12 protein-coding genes are annotated in these 20,813 nt (G+C 73.6%); 8 read left to right on the top strand and 4 right to left on the bottom strand.

The genetic code is table 11. The annotated features are described in order from the left end of the window. Positions 1-103 precede the first annotated feature (103 nt). The 7 genes from DBP14_RS09710 (at position 104) to fxsT (ending at position 12,757) form a co-directional block, all read left to right on the top strand. Positions 104-553 (top strand): CU044_2847 family protein, encoded by a 450-nt coding sequence (locus DBP14_RS09710; protein ID WP_241740855.1) that lies wholly within the window; start codon positions 104-106, stop codon positions 551-553. Beyond that, positions 550-3,024, top strand: coding sequence for a trypsin-like peptidase domain-containing protein (locus tag DBP14_RS37260; protein WP_347239643.1), 2,475 nt, complete (start codon positions 550-552; stop codon positions 3,022-3,024). The genes DBP14_RS09710 and DBP14_RS37260 overlap by 4 nt, the downstream gene beginning before the upstream one ends. Positions 3,025-3,206: 182 nt before the next feature. Next, on the top strand, positions 3,207-4,223 hold the full coding sequence (locus tag DBP14_RS09700; protein WP_129311763.1) for a MoxR family ATPase: 1,017 nt from the start codon (positions 3,207-3,209) through the stop codon (positions 4,221-4,223). 7 nt (positions 4,224-4,230) lie between these two features. Further along, positions 4,231-8,019 carry an SAV_2336 N-terminal domain-related protein gene (locus tag DBP14_RS36370; protein WP_206739240.1) on the top strand — a complete coding sequence of 1,263 codons (3,789 nt, stop codon included), beginning with the start codon at positions 4,231-4,233 and terminating at the stop codon, positions 8,017-8,019. Between the two features lie 124 nt (positions 8,020-8,143). Continuing rightward, positions 8,144-8,428, top strand: coding sequence for a hypothetical protein (locus DBP14_RS09690; RefSeq protein ID WP_129306617.1), 285 nt, complete (start codon positions 8,144-8,146; stop codon positions 8,426-8,428). Then, the gene (locus tag DBP14_RS09685; RefSeq protein ID WP_129306616.1) at positions 8,425-9,684 is read left to right on the top strand and encodes an HEXXH motif-containing putative peptide modification protein; all 1,260 of its coding nucleotides are present in this window, start codon (positions 8,425-8,427) and stop codon (positions 9,682-9,684) included. Before DBP14_RS09690 ends, DBP14_RS09685 begins: the two co-directional genes overlap by 4 nt. Positions 9,685-9,760: 76 nt before the next feature. After that, positions 9,761-12,757 carry an FxSxx-COOH system tetratricopeptide repeat protein gene (gene fxsT, locus DBP14_RS09680; protein ID WP_129306615.1) on the top strand — a complete coding sequence of 999 codons (2,997 nt, stop codon included), beginning with the start codon at positions 9,761-9,763 and terminating at the stop codon, positions 12,755-12,757. A 320-nt stretch (positions 12,758-13,077) separates the two neighbouring features. Here fxsT and DBP14_RS09675 read toward each other — a convergent pair whose 3' ends face one another. The 4 genes from DBP14_RS09675 to DBP14_RS09655 all read right to left on the bottom strand — a co-directional run bounded on the left by DBP14_RS09675 (position 13,078) and on the right by DBP14_RS09655 (position 19,825). After that, positions 13,078-16,896 (bottom strand): multifunctional oxoglutarate decarboxylase/oxoglutarate dehydrogenase thiamine pyrophosphate-binding subunit/dihydrolipoyllysine-residue succinyltransferase subunit, encoded by a 3,819-nt coding sequence (locus tag DBP14_RS09675; RefSeq protein ID WP_129306614.1) that lies wholly within the window; start codon positions 16,894-16,896, stop codon positions 13,078-13,080. Positions 16,897-17,188: 292 nt separating this feature from the next. Next, the gene (locus DBP14_RS09665) at positions 17,189-18,301 is read right to left on the bottom strand and encodes an ATP-binding protein (protein WP_129306612.1); all 1,113 of its coding nucleotides are present in this window, start codon (positions 18,299-18,301) and stop codon (positions 17,189-17,191) included. Then, positions 18,298-19,038, bottom strand: a complete 741-nt coding sequence (locus DBP14_RS09660; protein WP_129306611.1) for a response regulator transcription factor — start codon at positions 19,036-19,038, stop codon at positions 18,298-18,300. Before DBP14_RS09660 ends, DBP14_RS09665 begins: the two co-directional genes overlap by 4 nt. A gap of 109 nt (positions 19,039-19,147) precedes the next feature. Then, a complete protein-coding gene (locus DBP14_RS09655) occupies positions 19,148-19,825 on the bottom strand; it encodes a spermidine synthase (protein WP_129306610.1) in 678 nt (225 codons plus the stop codon). Positions 19,826-20,005: 180 nt separating this feature from the next. On the opposite strand from DBP14_RS09655, the gene DBP14_RS09650 reads away from it, so the two are divergent. After that, positions 20,006-20,806 carry a rhomboid-like protein gene (locus DBP14_RS09650; protein ID WP_129306609.1) on the top strand — a complete coding sequence of 267 codons (801 nt, stop codon included), beginning with the start codon at positions 20,006-20,008 and terminating at the stop codon, positions 20,804-20,806. Positions 20,807-20,813: the final 7 nt, after the last annotated feature.

Raw genomic sequence — 20,813 nt, 5'->3', positions numbered from 1 at the left:
CCTCCCGGGTGCCGCCGAAGAATGACGAGTAGTCACCCTTCCCGGTACCGATCGGCAACCTCCGGAGTTAGCCTGCTGCTCCCATTCAGCGAACGGGGGCGTCATGGCTGGTGGAGTCGAACGCATACGGCTCGACGACGGGACCGTCGTCTGGGCCCGGATCGGAACGGCCGGTGAGAGCCGCCCGGGCACCGACACCGGCATCGACACCGACGACGGCGGTGGCTTCTGGGACACGGGCCTCGGGGACCGCGTCATCGACCTGGCCGACGGACTCGCCGGCACCGTCGGCGGCGTCGTGCGCTCCCTGCGCGCCGGTCTCGACACCGCCGCACCCGTCGAGGTGGCCGTCAGCTTCGGCATCGAACTGACCGCGCAGTCCGGCAAGATCGTGAGCGCCATCGCGGAGGGCGGCGGCCGGTCCTCCCTGAACGTGTCCCTGACCTGGACCGAACCCGCCGGGACCCCCGGCGCCACCGGTCCGGCTGCCGCCGGCGACGGCGCGGACGCGGGGGCCGTACCGTCCGGATCCCCGGCCCCCGGCGTCGTATGAGCGCCTTCGACGAGATGGTGCGCCCCTCCCTCGCACGCATCGGCGCACCGGCCGAAGGGTATGCAACGGACCGTGACGCGTACTGGGGATCAGGCTTCTTCATCGCCCCGGGATGGCTGCTGAGCTGCGCGCACGTCGTGGGGAAGGGGGGAGCCGCGGTGTGCCGAGGGGAGAGCGCGATGAGCGTGACCTGGCAGGAGCGCACCGCCGCCGGCGCCTGGGAGGAACGGGCCGGGACAGGAGTCGCCGTCCTGCTCGCACCCGGCCCCGACTCCCCGCGCGCGTTCCGCGATCCGTGGCCGTTCCCCGACCTCGCGCTCGTGCGGGTGAGCGGCGCCGACGACGTGCGCTGCCTCTGGCTGAGCGACCGGGAACCCGGCGCCCGCGCCCCCGTCGGGCTGTACGGCTGGTCCCTGCAGACCGGTGAACTGGGCATACGGCACGGCACCGGTGAACTCTCCGGCTCCGACGCGCGGGCGCTGCTCCTCGGCGGCAGCCTGCCGATCGGCGGCCTGTCCGGCGGCCCCGTGCTGGACCTGCGGCACGGCTCCGTCATCGGCGTCATCAAGGGCCGCCGGCGGGAGGAAGGGGTCGCCGTACCGGTCACCGCGCTGCACGAACTGCTGGACCTGCGGGAGGGCGCGCGCGTGCTGCGCGAGGTGCTGCGCGCGCACGACCGGCACCACCTCCGCCTCCTCGACGACCCGTCGCCGTACGCGAACTGGACCAGCATCCAGACCGCCCTGCCCGGCCATGTGCCGGCCGTCTCCGGCATCACCGCCGGTCTGCGGGCCCGCCTCTACGGCCATCTCGCCGAACTGCCGCCGCCGGCCGGCGCCGGTCAGGTCGTCCACCTCGTCGACGAGGTCAAGGAGCAGGTGCGGGGCGAACGGCTGCGCTCGCTGGTCCTCCAGGACGTACGGACCTGGCGGGAGGGCGCCGGACTGCTGTACGGCCTGCGCACCCTGGACCCGGGTGGCGGCGGCACCCTCGTCGACCTCGACGCCGTCCTGCTGTACGCGGCGAAGGTGCTGCGCACCAGCCTGCGGGAGCGGCCGGGGCAGACGGACCCCGAGCGGCTGCGCGCCTTCGCCGAGTGGATCACCGGCCAGGCCGACGGCCACCGCCACTGGGCGGTGGGCGAGGCGATCCGCGGACTGCTGGAGGGGGTGGCCGGCGGACCCTCCGGGGGGACGGATGAACCCACCGGCGGTGACGGCTACAACTACGGCCATGGTGACGGACACGTAGTCGGGCTGCCGTCCCCGCGCGAACCGGAAACCCCGGTTCCGGCACGGCCGTTGTCCGCCCTGCCCGCGCCCGCGCCCGCGCCCGCGCCCGCGCCCGCGCCCGCGCCCGCAGCGCCGGTCCCCGTGGCGCCCGCCCCCGCAGCCCCCGCCCTCGGGACGCCTGCCCCCGCAACTCCCGTCCCCGGGACAGCGATACACGTGCCCGCCTCCCCGGGCCCGGGCTCCGGACCGGCCCTCATGCCCGCCCCCGCGATCCCGGCCCCCGCACCACCGGCAGAAGTGCCCGTCACCACCCGAACCGACGTCCTCGTCAAGATCGGCGCACCGATGTACGACGGCCGCTACCCCTGGCGCGTGCAGCTCCTCTACGACGGCCAGGACGTCACCCCCGTCGACGGCGACGACCGAGGCGTGCGGGCCGAGGAACTCGCCGGTGCGCTGCGGGAGCCGTTGGCGCGGGCGCTGAGCCTCGGTGACCACGGCGAGCACCTGGCCGGGATCGAGGTGTTCCTGCCGCGCAAGCTCTTCGACCTGCCGGTCGACGAGTGGCAGTTGGTGCCCGGCACCGGCACCGGCGCCGCCCCCGTCGACGCCCCCTCCTGGGCCGACAGCGACGGCGACGGCGACGCGGACGACGACTTCGTCGACGAGCGGTCCATACCGCTCGGCCTGCGCCGCACCGTCGTCATCAGGGACGTACGCCGCAGTGACCGCTCGCCCTCCCCGGAGTGGCGCCGGCGCTGGCACGGCGTGTGCAAGGGACCGCTCGCCCACGCCGCGCTGCACGGTCGGCCCCCGGAGGAAGGCCACCCGGCCGGGCCGCGCCCCACCGGCACGTACCCGTACTACGGCGCCCTGACGGCCCTGGACGACGCCTGCGTGCCCGTCTACTGCGGGCCTGCCGGCAGCGGGGAGGGGCAGGCGGCGATAAAGGACGCGCTGATGGCCGGGCACTCCGTGGTGCTGTGGCGGCGTGACCGGCACGACCACGGCGAGTGCGCGGACTTCCATCGGCAGGCCGCCGCCCTGCTGACGGCGGCCCGGCACGCCGACGGGCTGCACGGTCCCGTCCGCGACCTGCGGATACGGCTGGCCGACCCCGGCACAGCCGACGCGCAAGGCCTGCGCGGCAAACTCGCCGTGCTGTTCGACCCGCCGGACCGCCCGTCGTACGGAACGGAGGCCATGCGACCACCGCCCCTGGCCGCCCCCGGCGGCTGACCCGGGCCCCCGGGCACCCACCGGACCTACCGTCAACTCACACTCGGATCAAGGGCTTTCGCGCACAACGAAACGGGAACGCCGGGCACGTCGCACCTCGGCAGGCACGGCCGGTGGCGGTAGCCTCGTACGTCGGACGGCCGGACCCGCTGCATGATCACCAGAGCCGGGAGGAGCCCAAGGTGAACGACTGGCGGATCTACCGCGGAGTGGGTCAGCCGCACGACGGCGTACGGCGGTTGCCGGCGCCGCCGCCCTGGCGCGACTTCGCCGCCTCCCGGGAGGGCGGGGAGTCCGGTCCCGAGGACCCCAGCAGCGCCCGTCGGCTCGGCGTGCGCCGCCGCATGGTCGAGAGCTACGCGCCCCGGCCCGCCGAGGTCGACGCCGTCAACGCGGCCCTCTACCTGCGCCGGCCCCTGCTGGTCACCGGCAATCCGGGCACCGGCAAGTCGACGCTCGCCTACGCGATCGCGCACGAACTCGGCCTGGGCAGGGTGCTGCGCTGGCCCATCGTCAGCCGTACGACCCTTCAGGACGGCCTGTACCGGTACGACGCGATAGGCCGCCTCCAGGACGTGCAGCTGGAGCGCGCCCGGGGCGGGGACGGGGCCGCTGAGGCCGCGCCCGGCATCGGCTCGTACATCCGGCTCGGCCCGCTCGGCACCGCGCTGCTGCCCGCCGCCGAGCCACGCGTCCTGCTCATCGACGAACTCGACAAGAGCGACCTCGACCTGCCCAACGACCTCCTGAACACCCTGGAGGAGGGCGAGTTCGCGGTACCCGAGCTGGAGCGGCTGGCCGACCGGGAACCCGTCGTGGAGGTACTCACCGACGACGGCGAACGGGTCGCCGTGCAGGGCGGTCGGGTCGCCTGCACCGCGTTCCCGGTGATCGTTCTGACTTCGAACGGTGAACGCGACTTCCCCGCCCCGCTGCTGCGCCGCTGCGTCCAGCTGGAGCTGGACCCGCCCGGCGAGGAGCAGCTCACCGCCATGGTCGAGGCGCACCTCGGCGCGGAGGGCGTGGCCGCCGGCGCCGATCTGATCCGCCGGTTCCTGGAGCGCGAACCCGGCGAGGTGCTCGCCGCCGACCAGCTCCTCAACGCACTCTTCCTCACCCAGCACGACCCGCGGGCGCAGAGCCTCACGCGGGAGCGGATCGCCGAGATGCTCATGCAGCCGCTCGACCGTACGAGGTGAGGGACGGATGCCCGGGATGCGCCTGGACGAGCTGATCGGCAAGCTGCGCCAGGGCGGGCTCGACCCCACCGTCGAGGACGTGGCGGACGCGGTCTGGCTGGCCCGGCGGCTCGGCGAGGCGGCGGCGGAGACGGCGGCCGAGGCGGAGGCAAGGGCATCGGCCGAGCCGGGGGCGGGGGCGTCGGCCCGTGACGCGCCGGGGTCGGGGCGGCAACACCCCTCCGGAACAGGCGAGTTACCGTCCGGCTCCCCGGCGCGGCCCGATCCCGCTCCGCCGCCGCCCGGCGGGGACGGCCCCGCCGCCCCCGTCCCCCTCCACGCCCCCGGACCCGCCCCGCGCCCCGGCCTCCCCTCCGCGCCGTCCGACGGCGCCCCCGCCGCGTTCCCCGTCCGCGCGCCCTCCGCCGGCGCCCTGCCCGGCCTGCTCGGACTGGAGAAGGCGCTGCGCGCGCTCGGCCGCTACCGGGTCGGCCCCGCCAGGGTCCAGGACGAGCGGATCGACGAGGAGGCCACCGCCGAACGCGCCGCCGCCAGCGGCATCCTGCTCCCCGTCACCCGCCCCGGCCGCCGCCGGCGCTGCGACGTCCAGCTGCTCATGGACACCGGGCCCGCCATGGCCGTGTGGGGGCGGCTCGTCGAGGAACTGCGCCAGGCCTGCCAGCAGTCCGGCGCGTTCGCCTCCGTACGCGTCCACCACCTGTACGCCGACGACGTGGGCGCCCCCGTCGTCGGTACGACCGCCGGGCCCGGCCGGCACACCCGGCTGCGCTCGGCCGACGAACTGCACGACCCCACCGGGCGCCGGATCACCTTCGTCGTCAGCGACTGCGTGGGGCCGCTGTGGCAGAACGGCACCGCGCAGCGGCTGCTGCACGCGTGGCCGCGCACCGCCCCGCTGGCCGTCGTCCAGCCGCTGCCGCCCCGGCTGTGGGGCCGCACCGCGCTGCCCGCCGAGCCCGGGATGCTGGTCCGCGCCGCGGAGGTGGGCGGACGCATGGAGTTCCTCCCCGACGACGAGCCCTGGGAGGAACCGGCGCCCGACGCCCGTCCGGTACCGGTGCTGCAACCCACCCCGGAGGCCTTCGAGGCCTTCGCCCGGCTACTCGCGGGCACCGGGCCCACCACCGAACGCGCCTGGGCCGGGGTGACCCGCCCCGGTACGGCGGCCGCGGCACCCGTTCCGCCGGCCGCACCGCGCAGCGAGGACGACCTGCTGCGTGCCTTCCGCGCCGGTGCCTCACCCGGCGCGCTGCGCCTCGCCGTCTACCTCGCCGCCGCCCCGCTCACCCTGCCCGTGATGCAGCTCGTCCAGCGGGCCATGCTGCCCGACACGGGGCCGATGGAACTGGCCGAGGTCCTGCTGGGCGGGCTGCTCCGGCAACTGCCCGGCACCGACGACCAGCCCTGCTTCGCCTATCCCGGCCGGGTGCAGGATCTGCTCCTCGCCTCCCTCGACCAGGACACCGCCGGGCTCGTCCTGAAGCACTGCTCGGCGTATGTGGAGCGGCACTTCGGCAGGGGCACGCGCAACTTCGCCGCCCTCGCCGCGGCCCGGCTGGCCGACCACGGCCCGGCCTCCGGGGCCGTACCCGGCGGCGTGGGCGACCAGGAGGGCGGCGGCAATATGGAGGCCGAGCTGTTCGCCCGCATCCCGGCCCGTGTCCTGCGCTTCTACCTGCCCGAGTTGGTCCCGCCCGACCCGCTGACGCAGGCGGAGCGGCTTCTCGACCAGTGGCGGCGCCTGGGCGACCCCGAGGTGCTGCGGCACGCCCGCGACCACGCCCGTGCGGCGGCGGAGGCCTCCGCTACCGGCGGACCGCCGGACTCCGGGGCCCGGGTCCGCCTGGTCCTCGGCCGCGTCCTGCGCGCCGAGGCGGGTACGGCGGCGACCCGTGCCGCGGGGCAGCGTGCGACCCTGCTCCGCGAGGCCGTCACCGAACTCGCCGCCGCCCACGCGTCGGCCCCCGCCGACACCCGCGAACAGGCCGACGCCGCCCTGGAACTGGCTGCCTGCCGCCGCGACCTGTGGCACCTCACCGCCGAACCGGACCACCTCACATCAGCCCTGACCGCCCTGGACCCCACGACCCCACCCTGGCCGACGGTGACCGCCCGAGCCTGGACCTGGCTCGCGGAGAGAACGGAACCGGTCACCGCGGCACGGCACGACGACACCGACGAGCGCCACGACTCCACCGGGCCGCCCGCCCGGGGCGCCGCCGAGGACGACCGCCCCGGATCGGGCGGCGCCACTCCCGGACACGACGGCTCCGGCGGGATCGCCCCGCGCGGCTCCGTCGAGGACGCGGATGCGGGCGCGGGGGAGAGGGGCGCCTCTGCCGGGCCGTTCGGTGAGGAGGAGGGCGACGGGCCGGGGTCGGGCGACGGCGGGCTGAGCCGGGAGCGCTCCGGTGACCTCGGCGGGGCTGCTCCGCATGGCTCGGGGAGCGCTTCGGGCGCGGGGGAGGGAGGTGGCACTGCCGGGTCGTTCGGCGACGGGCAGGGTGGGCTGTCCGCGTCCCGGGATGCCGTCGCGCAGGGGCAGGCGTCCCGGCGCGGTCCCGGAGAGGCCCCGAGAAGAGCCGCGCAGGCGGGATCGGAGGGGTCGGCCGGCGGCAGCGGGAGCGGGCAGGGGGACGCGCCGGTGTCCGGCGGTGCGGCCTCGGGTGAGCCTGCCGGTGCCCGGCCCGGCACCGCCGTGGACGCGTCCGTGTCCTCACCCGGCCCCGTGTCCTCGCCCGACCCCTGGGTCATAGGCGCTCACCGTTCGCGGTTGCTGTCGCGCGGGCGGATTCTGCTGGACCTGCGGCGGGCGGGTGCCGCCATACCCGAGCTCCGGGAGGCCTGTGCCGTGTTGGAGGTCGAGGGGGGCGAGGACGGCGTACGCGGGAGCGCTCTGCTGGATCTGGCGCGTGCGCTGCGCGGGGCCGGAGCCGACGACGGGGAGACGCGGGCGGCGCTGGAGCGGGCCGAGCGGGCCGCGGGGGACGACCCCGCCCTGCTGGTGCCCGCTCTCGCCGCCTCGGGCGCGTTCCACGACGCGGCCGGGGAGGCGGCCCGGGCGGACGCGGCCTACGAGCGGGCCGTGCGGCTGGCGCCCGTCGACAGCGCGGTGCGGGGCCGGCTGCTCGTCGCCTGGGGCGAGTCGTTGCTCCGCCGTGCCTCGGCGCGGGACGGCGCCGGTGTCGTCGACCGGGCCGAGCAGGTGCTGCGCGAGGCGCTGAAGTCGCTGCCGGCCAGGTCGGCCGCGCGGGGGCGGCTGCAGGGGCTCGTGGGCAGTGCGCTGGCCCAGCGGTTCCGTCATCTCGGCTTCCTGCCCGACCTGTTCGAGAGCCGGCACCTCCTCGGCCAGGCCGTCCGCGCCGCCGCCGACGCCGCCGTACGGGCCGAGGTGTGGCTGCAGTTGGGGCGGGTACGGCTGGAGGGCTGGCACCAGGCGGGCGCCCCGGTGCTGATGGAGGCGCTGCAGGCGTACGAGAACGCCGAGCGGGAGGCGCAGGCCGCGCACGGCGCCGATCCCGGCTCCGTCACGGCGGCCCGGGCCCGGCACGGAAGCGGGGCGGTGCTGGCCCTGATGGGCCGGCCGGGCGCGGCCCAGGAGGCGTTCCGGGCCGCGCACGAGCAATGGCAACGCCTGGTCGGCGCGCTGCGCGAGGTCGACTGGACGGACGTGGAACACACCCGCACAACGGCACAGGAACTGGCCTCGGAGGGAGGACGACAGGGTGGAGCACGGGGGATGCCACAGGAGGACTGGGCCCGGATCGCACCACCGTGGTACGCGTGGACCGAATGAGGAACCAAGTCGACCGGCCGTGACCGGAGTTGATCGATTGAGTGTTTCTGAGTTCGCCGCGTCGGGAAGAACTGGGCAGCCGTTGTGGCCGTGCGGGGCGGGCATGGGCAGGGAGGAGCCGAGGGTGGCGGAGCACAGGAAGGCAGCGGCCGGACCCGGCGAGGACCCCGGCCGGACCGCGCTCCTGACCGGCCTCACCGCCGTCGACCTGCGGACATTGCGCGCCAGGGACGATCCCGGCCTGCTGACGGCGGTGGCCGAGGTGCTGAGCGCCCCGGCCGGGCCCACGGACGTCTGGTACGTCGGCGAGGACCCGGCCCAGCCCTCCGCCGCCCCGGCTGGCCCGGACGACCGTACGTTTCCGGCCGGACGTGGCGCGCCGGCCGAGGGCGAGGGCAGCCGGGGATGACCCTGGCGACCGACACCTCCGTACTCATCAGGGAACTCGCGAGGACCCGCCCCACGCCGGGCGGCACCGAGGCACTGCGTGCCGCACTCCACGCGCGTCGCCTGCTGCTCCTGAAGGCGGTCCTGGTCCGCGTCGATGGCTGCGTCGCCTCGCTCGCCCCGGCCGTCCGCCGCCGCTTCGACGACGACTGGGCGCTGCTGGAGCGGGCCGAGCGCACCGATCCGGCGGCCGTCCGCGACCTGCTCGACTACCCGATGACCGGCGCCTGGCTCACCGAGACGCTGGCCGCGCCGGAAGGCCCGGCCCTGGCCGCGCGGCTGGCGCATCTGAGCGGGCTCGCCGCTGCCGCCGCCGTACGCGCCGGCTGCCCCGTCGACCGCGAACTCGACGTGCCCTCCGGCCGGTTCGTGCTGCCCGGTCTCGGCGTGCTGAGCTGTCCGTCGCGACGGGTCCGGGTCCGCGGCGTCGCCGGGGCGGCGCGGGTCGAGGACGCGGACGGCCTCGCCGGGGTCCGGTTCACCTGCCCCGGACCGGGCGCGGGCGTCGGCTGGCAGGGGCTGCACACGCTGCCCGGCAGCGCCGTCGTACTCGAAGACCTGGACCCCTACCGCGTGCCGGACCGTGGCATCGGGCCCGACGCGCTGCCCGCCGCCGAGCGTCCCGACTCCGACCCGGTGGGGTGGGCCGAGCGGTGGCGGGCCGCGCAGGCGCTGCTCGCGGCCACCGACCCCGGCCGCGCGGCGGAGACCGGGGCCGTCCTGCGGGCCGTGGTGCCCCTCGCGCCCTCGGGGCGCACCGCCGGTCCGCCCATGAGCGCCACCCTCCGGGCCGCCCCCGGCGCACTGCTGAGCCAGTTGCCCCGCGAGCCCGACGACCTGGCCGTGACCCTGGTGCACGAGACCCAGCACACGAAACTGGCCTCCCTGCACGAACTGGTGCCGCTGCACCGGGCGGGCGGCGCCCGGTACCGGGTGGGCTGGCGCACCGACCCGCGCCCGGTGCCCGGCGTGCTCCAGGGCGTGTACGCGCACCTCGCACTCGCCGACCTGTGGAGCAGGGCCCGCGCGGGGGCCGGTCTGGGCCGGGGCCGGCGCCCTCGGTCCGAGCGTGAGTTCGACACGCACTGGGATCAGGTCGGCAAAGCCTTGTCCATCCTCCGCGGATCCGATGAACTTACCCCCTCCGGAAGGGAGTTCGTCCAGGAGATGGAACGGCATCACGCGAGTCTCGGCGTGGCTGCCCGAACCCTCGGGTGACACGTCGTACAAGATTGACTGCGCTACGTTATGGGGGCGCTCGCCCGGAAGCCGGGCGCGGGAACAGGGAGCGGCGATGGCGGAACAGCGGCGATCGGACACTGACGGAGCGGCGGAGCACTTCCTGGTGGTCTTTCCGGGCTACCACCGCTCATGGGCGGCCTGGATCGCCTACACCCTGGAACGCCACGGGCACCGGACCACCCAGCACCGCTGGGACCCGCCGCGCGAGGTCCCGCTGGAGGACACCCTCGGCGACCTCCTGCTGTCCACCGGCCGGGTCCTGCTGGTCCTCAACGACTGGTTCTTCGAACTCGGCCCGCGCCCCGCCGGCGAGTGGAACGACGTGCTGCGCGGCTTCGTCGCCGCCCACGCCGACCGGTTCGCCGCCGTGAACCTCACCAACCGTCCGCTGCTGCCCGCCACCGCCGTCCTGGAACCGGCCAGCCTCTGGGCGCTGAGCGAGGAGGCCGCCGAGGAACGCCTGCTCATCCGGCTCGGCCTGGACCGCAGGCGCACCCCGCGCGCCCTGCCCACCCGCGCCCGCTACCCCGAGAACCGGTGCGAGATCTGGGGCGAGGTACCGCGCCGCAACCCCCGCTTCACCGGCCGCGACGACCTGCTCACCGAGATCCACGAGAGCCTCGCCGACGCCGAGCGCGGCGCCTCCGCCTGCACCCTGCTCGGCATGTCCGGCATCGGCAAGACCCAGCTCGCCGCCGAGTACGCCCACCGCTTCAGCACCGACTACGACCTGGTGTGGTGGGTCAACTCCGACGACCGCAACATCCAGCGCGACCGCCTCGGCGAACTCGCCGTCGAACTCGACCTGCCCATCGGCAACGAGCCCGGCGAACGCATCCGCGCCGTCCGGGACGTCCTGCGGCGCGGCGAGCCGTACGGCAACTGGCTCGTCATCTTCGACGGCTGGGACGACTGCGACGGCGTCAACGCGCTGCTCCCGCAGGGCGCGGGGCACGTCCTGGTCACCTCCCGCAACCGGGCCTGGACCGAGCACACCGACGTGGTGGAGGTGCCGTCGTTCCTGCGCGCCGAGTCCACCGCCTACCTGCTGCGCCGGGCCCCCCACATCACCGCCACCGAGGCCGACGAGGTCGCCGCCGAGTTCGGTGACGTACCCCTGCCGCTGGTGCAGGCCGCCTCCTGGCTCGGCGAGTCCGGCATGGAGGTGCCCGAGTACCTGCGGATGGTCCGCGAACGCCGGCTCTCCACCGTCGACGAGCCCGCCACCGGCGAGGGCTTCCCGCAGTCCTCCATGACCTCCTGGTCGATACTGCTCAACCGGCTCCGGCGCTCCCAGCCGCAGGCCATCGACGTCCTCGGCCTGTGCACCTCGTTCGCGCCCGGCCGCATCCCGCTCGGCCTGATCCGCGCCTACCCGCAGACCGACCTGCCCGAGCAGCTGCGCTGGATGGCCACCGACCTGCCCGCCTGGACCCGGGCCCTGGACACCCTGGTCAACTACTCGGTGCTCACCCGCGAGACGCGCGGCGCGCTCGGCGCCGAGATGGGCCCGCACCAGGAGTCCGTGCACATGCACCGGCTCGTCCACGACATCGTCTCCAAGCTGACCAGCGAGGAGAGCCGGGTCGGCCACCGACGCGCGGTGCGCACGCTGCTCGCCGAGGCCGACCCCGGCAACGCCGCCGACAGCCGGAACTGGCCCCGGTACGCCGAACTCCTGCCCCACCTGGAGCCCTCCGGCGCACTGGACAGCCGCCAGCCCCGGGTCCGGGCGACCGTCCTGAACTGCCTGGAGTACTGCATGCGCAGCGGCGAGTACTCCAGCGGGCTCGAACTCGCCCAGAAGATCCGCGACCGCTGGTCCCGGGCCCTGGACCCGCTGTCCCGGCCCATGCTCGACCTCACCTACCACGAGAGCTACCTCATGCGCTCCCGCGGCCGGTTCCGCGAGGCGTACGAACTCGACCGGCGGCTGCTGGAGCGGCTGCGGTCCGGCCCGCGGCGCGACGAGATCGCCGAGCTGACCACGCAGGGCGCGGTGGCCGGCGGACTGCGCTACCTCGGCCGCTACGAGGAGGCGTACGAACTCCAGCGGCAGGTCCTGGAGGGCAACGACAGGCTCCTCGGGCCCGACGAGGCCGGCACGCTCAGCGCCCGCCACAACCTCGCCGTCGGACTGCGGCTCCTCGGCCGCTACGAGGAGGCGTACGACCTCGACCTGGAGACCCTGGCCCGGCGCGACAACGTGCTGCGCGCCCGGCACATCAACACCCTCAACTCCGGCAACGCCGTCGCGCACGACCTGCGGCTCCTCGGCCGCTACCGGGACGCGCTGGCCCGCCAGGAACCGCTCGTGCGCACCCACGTCCAGGTGCTCGGACCGCAGCACCCGCAGACGCTGGAGGCGCGGGCCCAGCTGACCATGTGCCGGCGCCGCGAGGGCGGGCACAGCCAGGACCTGGCACCCTCCATGGCCGGGCTGCTCGAACAGCTGGCCCGGCTGCGGGGGCGCGAGCACTACCGCACGCTCGCGTTCGTCACCAACTACGGCAACTACCTGCGGGAGCACGGTGATCTGAGCCAGGCCCGGGACCTCATCGACGAGGCCGAGGCCGGGTACCGCGCGCTGCTCGGGCCCGCCCATCCGGTGGCCACGGGCATGCTGACCAACACCGCGCTCGTCATGCAGGCCGCGGGTGAACGCGCCGAGGCGCTGGCGATGTTCGAGTCCGCGCTGGCCGGGCTCACCTCGACGCTCACCGGTGACCATCCCTGGGTCCTCGGCTGCGCGCTGAACACGGCGTCCGCGCGGAACTTCAACGGGCGGATCCCCGAGGCGGTGGAACTGAGCCGGGAGACCCTCCGGCGGAGCCGGCACGTGCTGGGGCACGAGCATCCCCTGACCTTGTCCTGCCAGGTGGCCCTCGCGGCGGACCTCCGGGCTGCGCACGAGCAGGAGGAGGCGGGCAAGCTGGAGGAGGACGCGCTCCTCACCCTCACCCGAACCCTGGGCGCCCAGCACCCCCACACCATCTCCGCCCGCCAGCGAACCCGCCCCTACTGGGACTTCGAGGCCTACCTGGGCTGAACCCTCGCCCTGAACTGGTGGCGGGGCGAGGAGAGCCACTGCCCGCTGGGTGGTGCCGCTGCGCCCACCCGTGCCGCCCCTAGCGGCACGCATGCCCGCAGCTACGTAGCACGGCCGCTGCCGGGTGGGCGCCGCCCTTGCGGCACGCATGCCCGCAGCTCCGACGGGCCCCGTAAGGGGCGCGGGGAACTGCGCGAGCGGCCACGACGGGCCCGCGGTCGCGCACGCACCGGGGCCACCCCGCCGGGAAGGCGAAAGGGCCCGGTGCCGAGGGAGAACTCGGTGCCGGGCCCTGTCACACGGGCTGAACCGCCGGAGGCTTACGCGTCGAAGACCTCGTGGACCAGCTGCTCCTGCTCAGCCTGGTGCCGCTTCGCGGAGCCCACCGCCGGGGACGAGCCGTGCGGGCGGGAGATGCGGCGCAGCCGCTCCCCGTGCGGGACGTCCGCGCCGACCGCCAGGTCCAGGTGGTCGATCAGGTTGAGCGCGATGAACGGCCACGCACCCTGGTTCGCCGGCTCCTCCTGCACCCACAGGTATTTCTCGGCGTTCGGGTACTTCTTGATCTCCGCCTGCAGCTCCGCACCCGGCAGCGGGTACAGCCGCTCGATGCGGATGATCGCCGTGTCCGTCACGCCCCGCTTCTTCCGCTCGGCCTCGAGGTCGTAGTAGACCTTGCCCGCGCAGAAGACGACCTTGCGGACCGCGGCCGCGTCCACCGACTCGTCGCCGATGACCGGACGGAACTGCCCGCTCGTGAACTCCTCCGCCTTCGACGCCGCCGCCTTCAGACGCAGCATCGACTTCGGGGTGAAGACGACCAGCGGCTTGTGGTGCGGGTTGTGCACCTGCCACCGCAGGAGGTGGAAGTAGTTCGACGGCGACGTAGGCATCGCGACGGTCATGTTGTTCTGCGCGCACAGCTGGAGGAACCGCTCGGGACGCGCGGACGAGTGGTCCGGGCCCTGCCCCTCGTAGCCGTGCGGCAGCAGCAGCGTGACGCCGGACGTCTGGCTCCACTTCTGCTCGGCCGAGGAGATGAACTCGTCCACGACCGTCTGCGCGCCGTTGACGAAGTCGCCGAACTGCGCCTCCCACATCACCAGCGCGTCCGGGCGGGCCAGCGAGTAGCCGTACTCGAAGCCCATGGCCGCGTACTCGGACAGCAGCGAGTTGTAGACGTTCAGCCGCGCCTGGTCCTCGGAGAGGTACTGCAGCGGGGTGTACTCCTCGCCGGTCTCCCGGTCGATGAGCACCGCGTGCCGCTGGCCGAAGGTGCCGCGCTGGGAGTCCTGGCCGGCCAGGCGGACCGGGGTGCCCTCCAGCAGGAGCGAGCCGATGGCGAGGGTCTCGCCCATGCCCCAGTCGATCGTGCCGTCCTCGACCATGGCCGCGCGGCGCTGCAGCTGCGGCTGGAGGCGCGGGTGCACGGTGATGTGGTCGGGGATGTTGACCTGGGACTCGGCGATCCGCTTGACGACCTCCGAGGAGATCGCGGTCGGCACCGTCACCGGGAAGCCGTCCTGCGGCGCGCGGATGTCGGCGGCGGCCGGCTGCGAGGTGGCCTCGCGGACCTCGGTGAAGACCTTCTCCAGCTGCCCCTGGTAGTCCTGCAGGGCCTGCTCGGCCTCTTCCAGGGTGATGTCGCCGCGACCGATCAGGGACTCGGTGTACAGCTTGCGCACCGAGCGCTTCTTGTCGATCAGGTCGTACATCAGCGGCTGCGTGAACGCCGGGTTGTCCGACTCGTTGTGACCGCGGCGGCGGTAGCAGATGAGGTCGATCACCACGTCCTTGTTGAACGCCTGGCGGAACTCGAACGCCAGCCGCGCGACCCGGACGACGGCCTCGGGGTCGTCGCCGTTCACGTGGAAGATCGGGGCCTCGATCATGCGGGCCACGTCCGTGGCGTACATGGAGGAGCGCGAGGACTCCGGGGCGGCGGTGAAGCCGACCTGGTTGTTGATGACGATGTGCACCGTGCCGCCGGTGCGGTAGCCGCGCAGCTGCGACATGTTCAGGGTCTCGGCCACCACGCCCTGGCCCGCGAAGGCCGCGTCGCCGTGGATCGCCACCGGCAGGACGGTGAAGTCCGTGCCGCCCTTGTTGATGATGTCCTGCTTGGCGCGGGAGACACCCTCCAGCACCGGGTCGACGGCCTCCAGGTGGGAGGGGTTCGCGACCAGCGACACCTTGATCTGCTCGCCGTCCAGGCCCGTGAAGGTGCCCTCGGCGCCCAGGTGGTACTTCACGTCGCCGGAGCCGTGCATCGACTTCGGGTCGAGGTTGCCCTCGAACTCGCGGAAGATCTGCGCGTACGACTTGCCGACGATGTTGGCGAGCACGTTCAGCCGGCCGCGGTGGGCCATGCCGATGACGACCTCGTCCAGGCGGGACTCGGCGGCCGAGTCGATCACCGCGTCGAGCAGCGGGATGACGGACTCGCCGCCCTCCAGCGAGAAGCGCTTCTGGCCGACGTACTTGGTCTGCAGGAAGGTCTCGAAGGCCTCCGCCGCGTTCAGCCGGCGCAGGATGCGCAGCTGCTCCTCGCGCTCCGGCTTGGTGTGCGGGCGCTCGACGCGGTCCTGGATCCACTTGCGCTGCTTGGGGTCCTGGATGTGCATGAACTCGATGCCGGTGGTGCGGCAGTACGAGTCGCGCAGCACGCCGAGGATGTTGCGCAGCTTCATCATCGACTTGCCGGAAAAGCCGCCGACGGCGAACTCGCGCTCCAGGTCCCACAGGGTGAGGCCGTGCTCGGTGATGTCCAGGTCGGGGTGCTTGCGCTGCTGGTACTCCAGCGGGTCAGTGTCGGCCATGACGTGGCCGCGGACCCGGTAGGAGTGGATCAGCTCGAAGACCCGGGCGGCCTTGGTGACGTCGTCGTCGTGGCTGGCGTCGATGTCCCTGAGCCAGCGGACCGGCTCGTAGGGGATGCGCAGGGCCTCGAAGATGTCGTCGTAGAAGCCGTTCTCGCCGAGGAGCAGGTTGGCGACCTGGCGCAGGAACTCGCCGGAGGCGGCGCCCTGGATGACCCGGTGGTCGTAGGTCGACGTGAGCGTCATGACCTTGGAGATGCCGAGCTTGTTCAGGGTGTCCTGGGAGGTGCCCTGGAACTCCGCCGGGTAGTCCATGGAGCCGACGCCCATGATCACCGACTGGCCGGGCATCAGGCGCGGCACGGAGTGCACGGTGCCGAGGCCGCCGGGGTTGGTCAGGGAGACCGTGACACCGGTGAAGTCGTCCATCGTCAGCTTGCCGTCACGGGCGCGGCGGACGATGTCCTCGTAGGCCTGCCAGAACTCGAAGAAGTTCAGCGTCTCGGCCTTCTTGATGGCGGCTACGACGAGCTGGCGGTCGCCGTTGGGCTTCACCAGGTCGATGGCCAGGCCGAGGTTGACGTGCGCCGGCTTGACGAGGGTCGGCTTGCCGTCCTTCTCGCCGAAGGACCAGTTCATCGACGGCATGGCCTTGATGGCCTGCACCATCGCGAAGCCGATCAGGTGCGTGAAGGAGATCTTCCCGCCCCGGGCGCGCTTGAGGTGGTTGTTGATGACGATGCGGTTGTCGAACAGCAGCTTCACCGGGACCGCGCGGACCGAGGTGGCCGTCGGCAGCTCCAGCGAGGCGTTCATGTTCTTCGCCACGGCCGCGGACGGACCGCGCAGCGTCACGTACTCCGGGCCGTCGGGGGCCGCGGTGGCGGGAGCGGCCGGCGCCGCCTTGGCCTTCGGCTGGGCGGGCGCCTGTGCGGGCTGCGCCGGCTTGGCCGGGGCCTTCGCGGGGGCGGCCTGCGCGGGCGCCGGAGCGGCCGGAGCCGCCGCGGCGGGCTGCGCGGGGGCCGGTGCGGGCACGGCGGCCGGGGCGGCCTGGGCCGCGGGCCTGGCCGGGGCGGCCGTCGGGGTCTCTGCGGCCCCCGCGGCCGCAGCACCGGGCTTGTAGTCGGCGAAGAAGTCCCACCAGGCGCGGTCTACCGAATTCGGGTCCTGGAGGTACTGCTGATAGATCTCGTCGACGAGCCACTCGTTCGGACCGAACGCGGCAGCGGGGTTCTTCCCGGCTGCTTGGTCGTCGGTCGTGGGGGCACCGCCCGGCCGAAGGCTGGGGGAGCTCGAGTTACTGGGGGACTGTGGCGACACGGCGGCAACCGCCCTCTTCCGCTTCACAAGGTGATGGACAGCGGGAATAAAGGCTACGCCCCCGAGCCGGTGAAGGTGCGGTCGAGCAAGGTCATCGTCGCGTAAGTCACACCGGAATCCCTGTTTCAGGGCTTGAAATGGCGGGAAACAAGTGAGGTTCCGCATGTGAGAGCGAATATGAGGGTGCGCCGGGCCGGGTCCGGCGCCCACGCGCCCCCGGACCTGTGCCTGATCACACGGGCCCGGCGGTCCGGACCTCCGTGGATCTTGCGGCTCCGGTTCGCACTTTACGTCAACTTGGCACGGAAGACAGTCCCGGAAGTGTGACGATGATCCGGCAGCCGCGGTCGGATTCGGCCACCCCGATCCGGCCGCCGTGCAGATCCACCGCCCACCGGGCGATCGCCAGGCCCAGCCCCGTCCCGCCGTCGCTGCCCGGGCCGTGCGGCCGGGTCACCGCACCCCGGTTGAACCGCTCGAACACCCGGTGCCACTCCGAACGCGGGATGCCGGGGCCCTCGTCCAGGACCTCCAGCACCAGCGACTCCGGCTGCGGCCCGCGCCGCGCCTTCAGCGTGACCCGGCCGTGCGCGGGACTGTGCTTCACCGCGTTGTCGACCAGGTTCGCGACGACCTGGTGGATGCGCTCGGGGTCCGCGTGCGCGGTCAGCTCCGGCGGGGAGACGTCCAGGTGCAGGTGCACGTCCGTGCGCGTGTGGCTGCCCGAGCCCGACGCCATGCCGGCCCGCGCCGAGGCCACCATGTTGGCCTCCTTCAGCACGCCCGACAGGTACGGCCACACCTCGAAGCGGCGCAGCTTCAGCGGTACGACGCCGTTGTCGAGGCGGGAGAGGTCCAGCAGCGTCTCCACCAGCCGGCCCAGCCGCTCCGTCTGCTTCAGGGCCGTCCGCATGGTCTCCGGGTCGGCCTGGGTGACCCCGTCGACGATGTTCTCCAGCACCGCCCGCAGCCCCGCGATCGGGGTCCGCAGCTCGTGCGAGACGTTCGCCACCAGCTCCTTGCGCTGCCGGTCCTGCGCCTCCAGCTCGTCCGCCATGACGTTGATCGTCCCGGCCAGCCGGCCCAGCTCGTCCCGGCGGTTCTCCTTCGCCCGGCGCGTGTAGTCGCCCTGCGAGATCGACCGGGCCACGGCGTTCATCTCGTCCAGCGGCGAGGTGAGCGAATGCGCCACGAACTGCGTGATGAGGAGTGTGGCGATCATCGAGAAGACCGTGATGAAGCGCAGTTCCGTCTTGGTGTGCACCGCGACGATCGACAGACCGGTCGTGATCAGCACGGAGACGACGACCAGCGTGCCCAGCTTCGTCTTGATCGAGAACGGGCGTACGCCGCCCCAGGGATCCTCCCCGGGGCTCCTCCGTGCGGCCTCACGCCCCTCGGTCATGGCGTCGGCGTCTCCAGCGCGTACCCGACCCCGTGCACCGTACGGATGCGCTCGGCGCCGATCTTCCGGCGCAGCGCCTTGATGTGGCTGTCGACGGTCCGGGTGCCGGAGGCGTCCGCCCAGTCCCACACCTCGGCCAGCAGCTGCTCCCGGGAGAGCACCGCGCGCGGGGTGTTCGCCAGGCACACCAGCAGGTCGAACTCGGTCGGCGTCAGGTGGACGTCCTCCGACTTCACCCGCACCCGGCGCTGCGCGTGGTCGATCTCCAGCTCACCGAGGCGCAGGATGCCCGAGCGCGGGGTCGACGCGGCGATCGCCGCCCGCTCCACGCGCCGCAGCAGGACGTGCACCCGCGCGGCCAGCTCCCGCATCGAGAACGGCTTGGTCATGTAGTCGTCGGCGCCGACCCCGAGCCCGACCAGCATGTCGGTCTCGTCGTCCCGCGCCGTCAGCATCAGCACCGGCACCGGGCGCTGGGCCTGCACACGCCGGCAGACCTCCAGGCCGTCGAAGCCGGGCAGCATGATGTCGAGGATCAGTAGATCGGGCTGCCAGGCCTCGGCGGTGTCGACGGCCGAGGGGCCGTCCGACGCCGTCTGCACGAGGAAACCCTCGGCGCGCAGCCGGGCCGCGATGGCGTCGACGATCGTGGGGTCGTCCTCGACGACCAGCACCCGGCGCTGCGCGCCCGGGGTGGTCGTGGCCGCGCCGGTCTGGGAGGTGTGTGTCTGCTCCATCGCCCGCCCCTGTTGCTTTCCGGAATCCGTGGGGTGATCCCATGACTGCGATTGACGCTTGAATGATCCGCGTCACGGCAGCACATTACGGGGATCGACCGCGCCGTCGCTATCCAGGGCCGACGGCAAGGTGTACCGCGTCCGGAACGCCCCGGGCAACGGGCACCTCTTCGGTACGCACCTGCCGGAACCCGGCATTCCGCAAGGTTCCTTCAAATTCCGGAGAGGGCTCGGCCGACCATACGGCGAGCACCCCGCCCGGCCTCAACACCCGTGCGCACGCGGCGAGTCCGGCCGCCCCGTAAAGGCTGTCATTGTCCTCGGTCACGGTCCAGCCCGGCCCGTTGTCGATGTCGAGGCACAGCGCGTCGAACGTGTCCGATGTCTCATGGACGTACGACACGAGGTCCGCCTCGACGATCCGCGTGCGCGGGTCCGCGAGCGCGGATGCGGACAGCTCCGCGAGCGGCCCGTCCCGGTGCCAGCCGACGACGGCGCTCTCCCGCTCCACCACCGTGATCCGCCCCCACCGCGGATCCGCCGCGGCGTGTGCGAGCGAGAAGCCCACGCCCAGCCCGCCGATCAGCACCTCCGGCCCCGGCCGCCCGTCCAGCGCGCCGTACGCCGCGTCGACCAGCAGCCGCTCCGAGCGGCCGTCGGAGGTGTCCATCAGGAAGCAGCCGTTGGCGATGATCTGCAGCAGCGCGCCGTGTCTGCGCAGCACCACCTCGCCGTACGGTCCTTCGCGACGGTCCAGGACCACGGGAATGTCGTAGGCAGCGGTCATGGTTGCCATCATCACTGACAACGCACTGTGACCGCACCGGCATTAAGCGTGCGGAATGCGGCCGCCACTGGCGCTCGCGGGGCTTCTGAGGTTGCTGTGAATACGTTCGCGTGTGGCGAAGACCGTGGACACGGGCTCGCCCCGCGCCGAAGGGTGGGGGCCCTGAACGGAAGGAGCGCCGTGGAACGCACCGCGACGAGCCCCGCGCCCCCCGCCCCCGCGGGCGCCCCCCTCCTCGACGGCGTGCCCCGCCAGCGAGGTCCGGCACTCCCGGCGCCCCCGCCCCCCGAGGCCCGCCCCCGCCCCTGGCACCTGCTCCCGACCCCCACGGGCACGCCCTTCACGTTCGCCTACGCCACGGTTCTCGCCATCACCTCGGTCATCGCCGCCCACGCCGGCCCGGGCCTCGTCCACGCCCTCTACCAGGGCTCCAGCACCGACGTGGCCCACCTGGTGCGGACCCCCGTCCTGGTCCTCCTGGCGAGCGCCCTGTGGATCGCGGGCGGCGTCCTCTCCCCGTACGCCCTCGCCTTCGTCCTGGTCCTCACGGCCCTGGAGCGCCGGATCGGCGGCTCCCGCGCGGCCTGCGTCTTCCTGGCGGGCCACGTCCTGGCCACCCTCGCCACCGAGGTCCCCGTCGGCCTCGCCGTCCTGGCCGGCCACCTCCCTGCGACCTCCCTCCACCGCATGGACTACGGCATCAGTTTCGGCGTGGCGGCGAGCGCGGGCGCCCTCTCCGGCCTCCTCCGCCCGTGGCTCAAGTGGCCCCTCCTGACCCTGATCACCGCCCTCCTCCTGAAGGACCTCTGGGCCTTCCAGGACCCCATGACCAACTGGGGCCACCTGATCGCCCTGTCGATAGGCATATCGACCTGGCCTCTGATACGCCGATGGGCGGAAGCGCCCCTTCAGGGGCGCGGGGAACCGCGCGACAAGCCACAACGCACCCGCACCCGCACCCGCACCCGCGCACGGCGCTGACAACGCA

This window comes from Streptomyces sp. L2 (assembly GCF_004124325.1).
Classification (GTDB): domain Bacteria; phylum Actinomycetota; class Actinomycetes; order Streptomycetales; family Streptomycetaceae; genus Streptomyces.
Note: the sequence above shows the minus strand (reverse complement) of the source record. Positions and strands in the feature narration are given on the sequence as shown.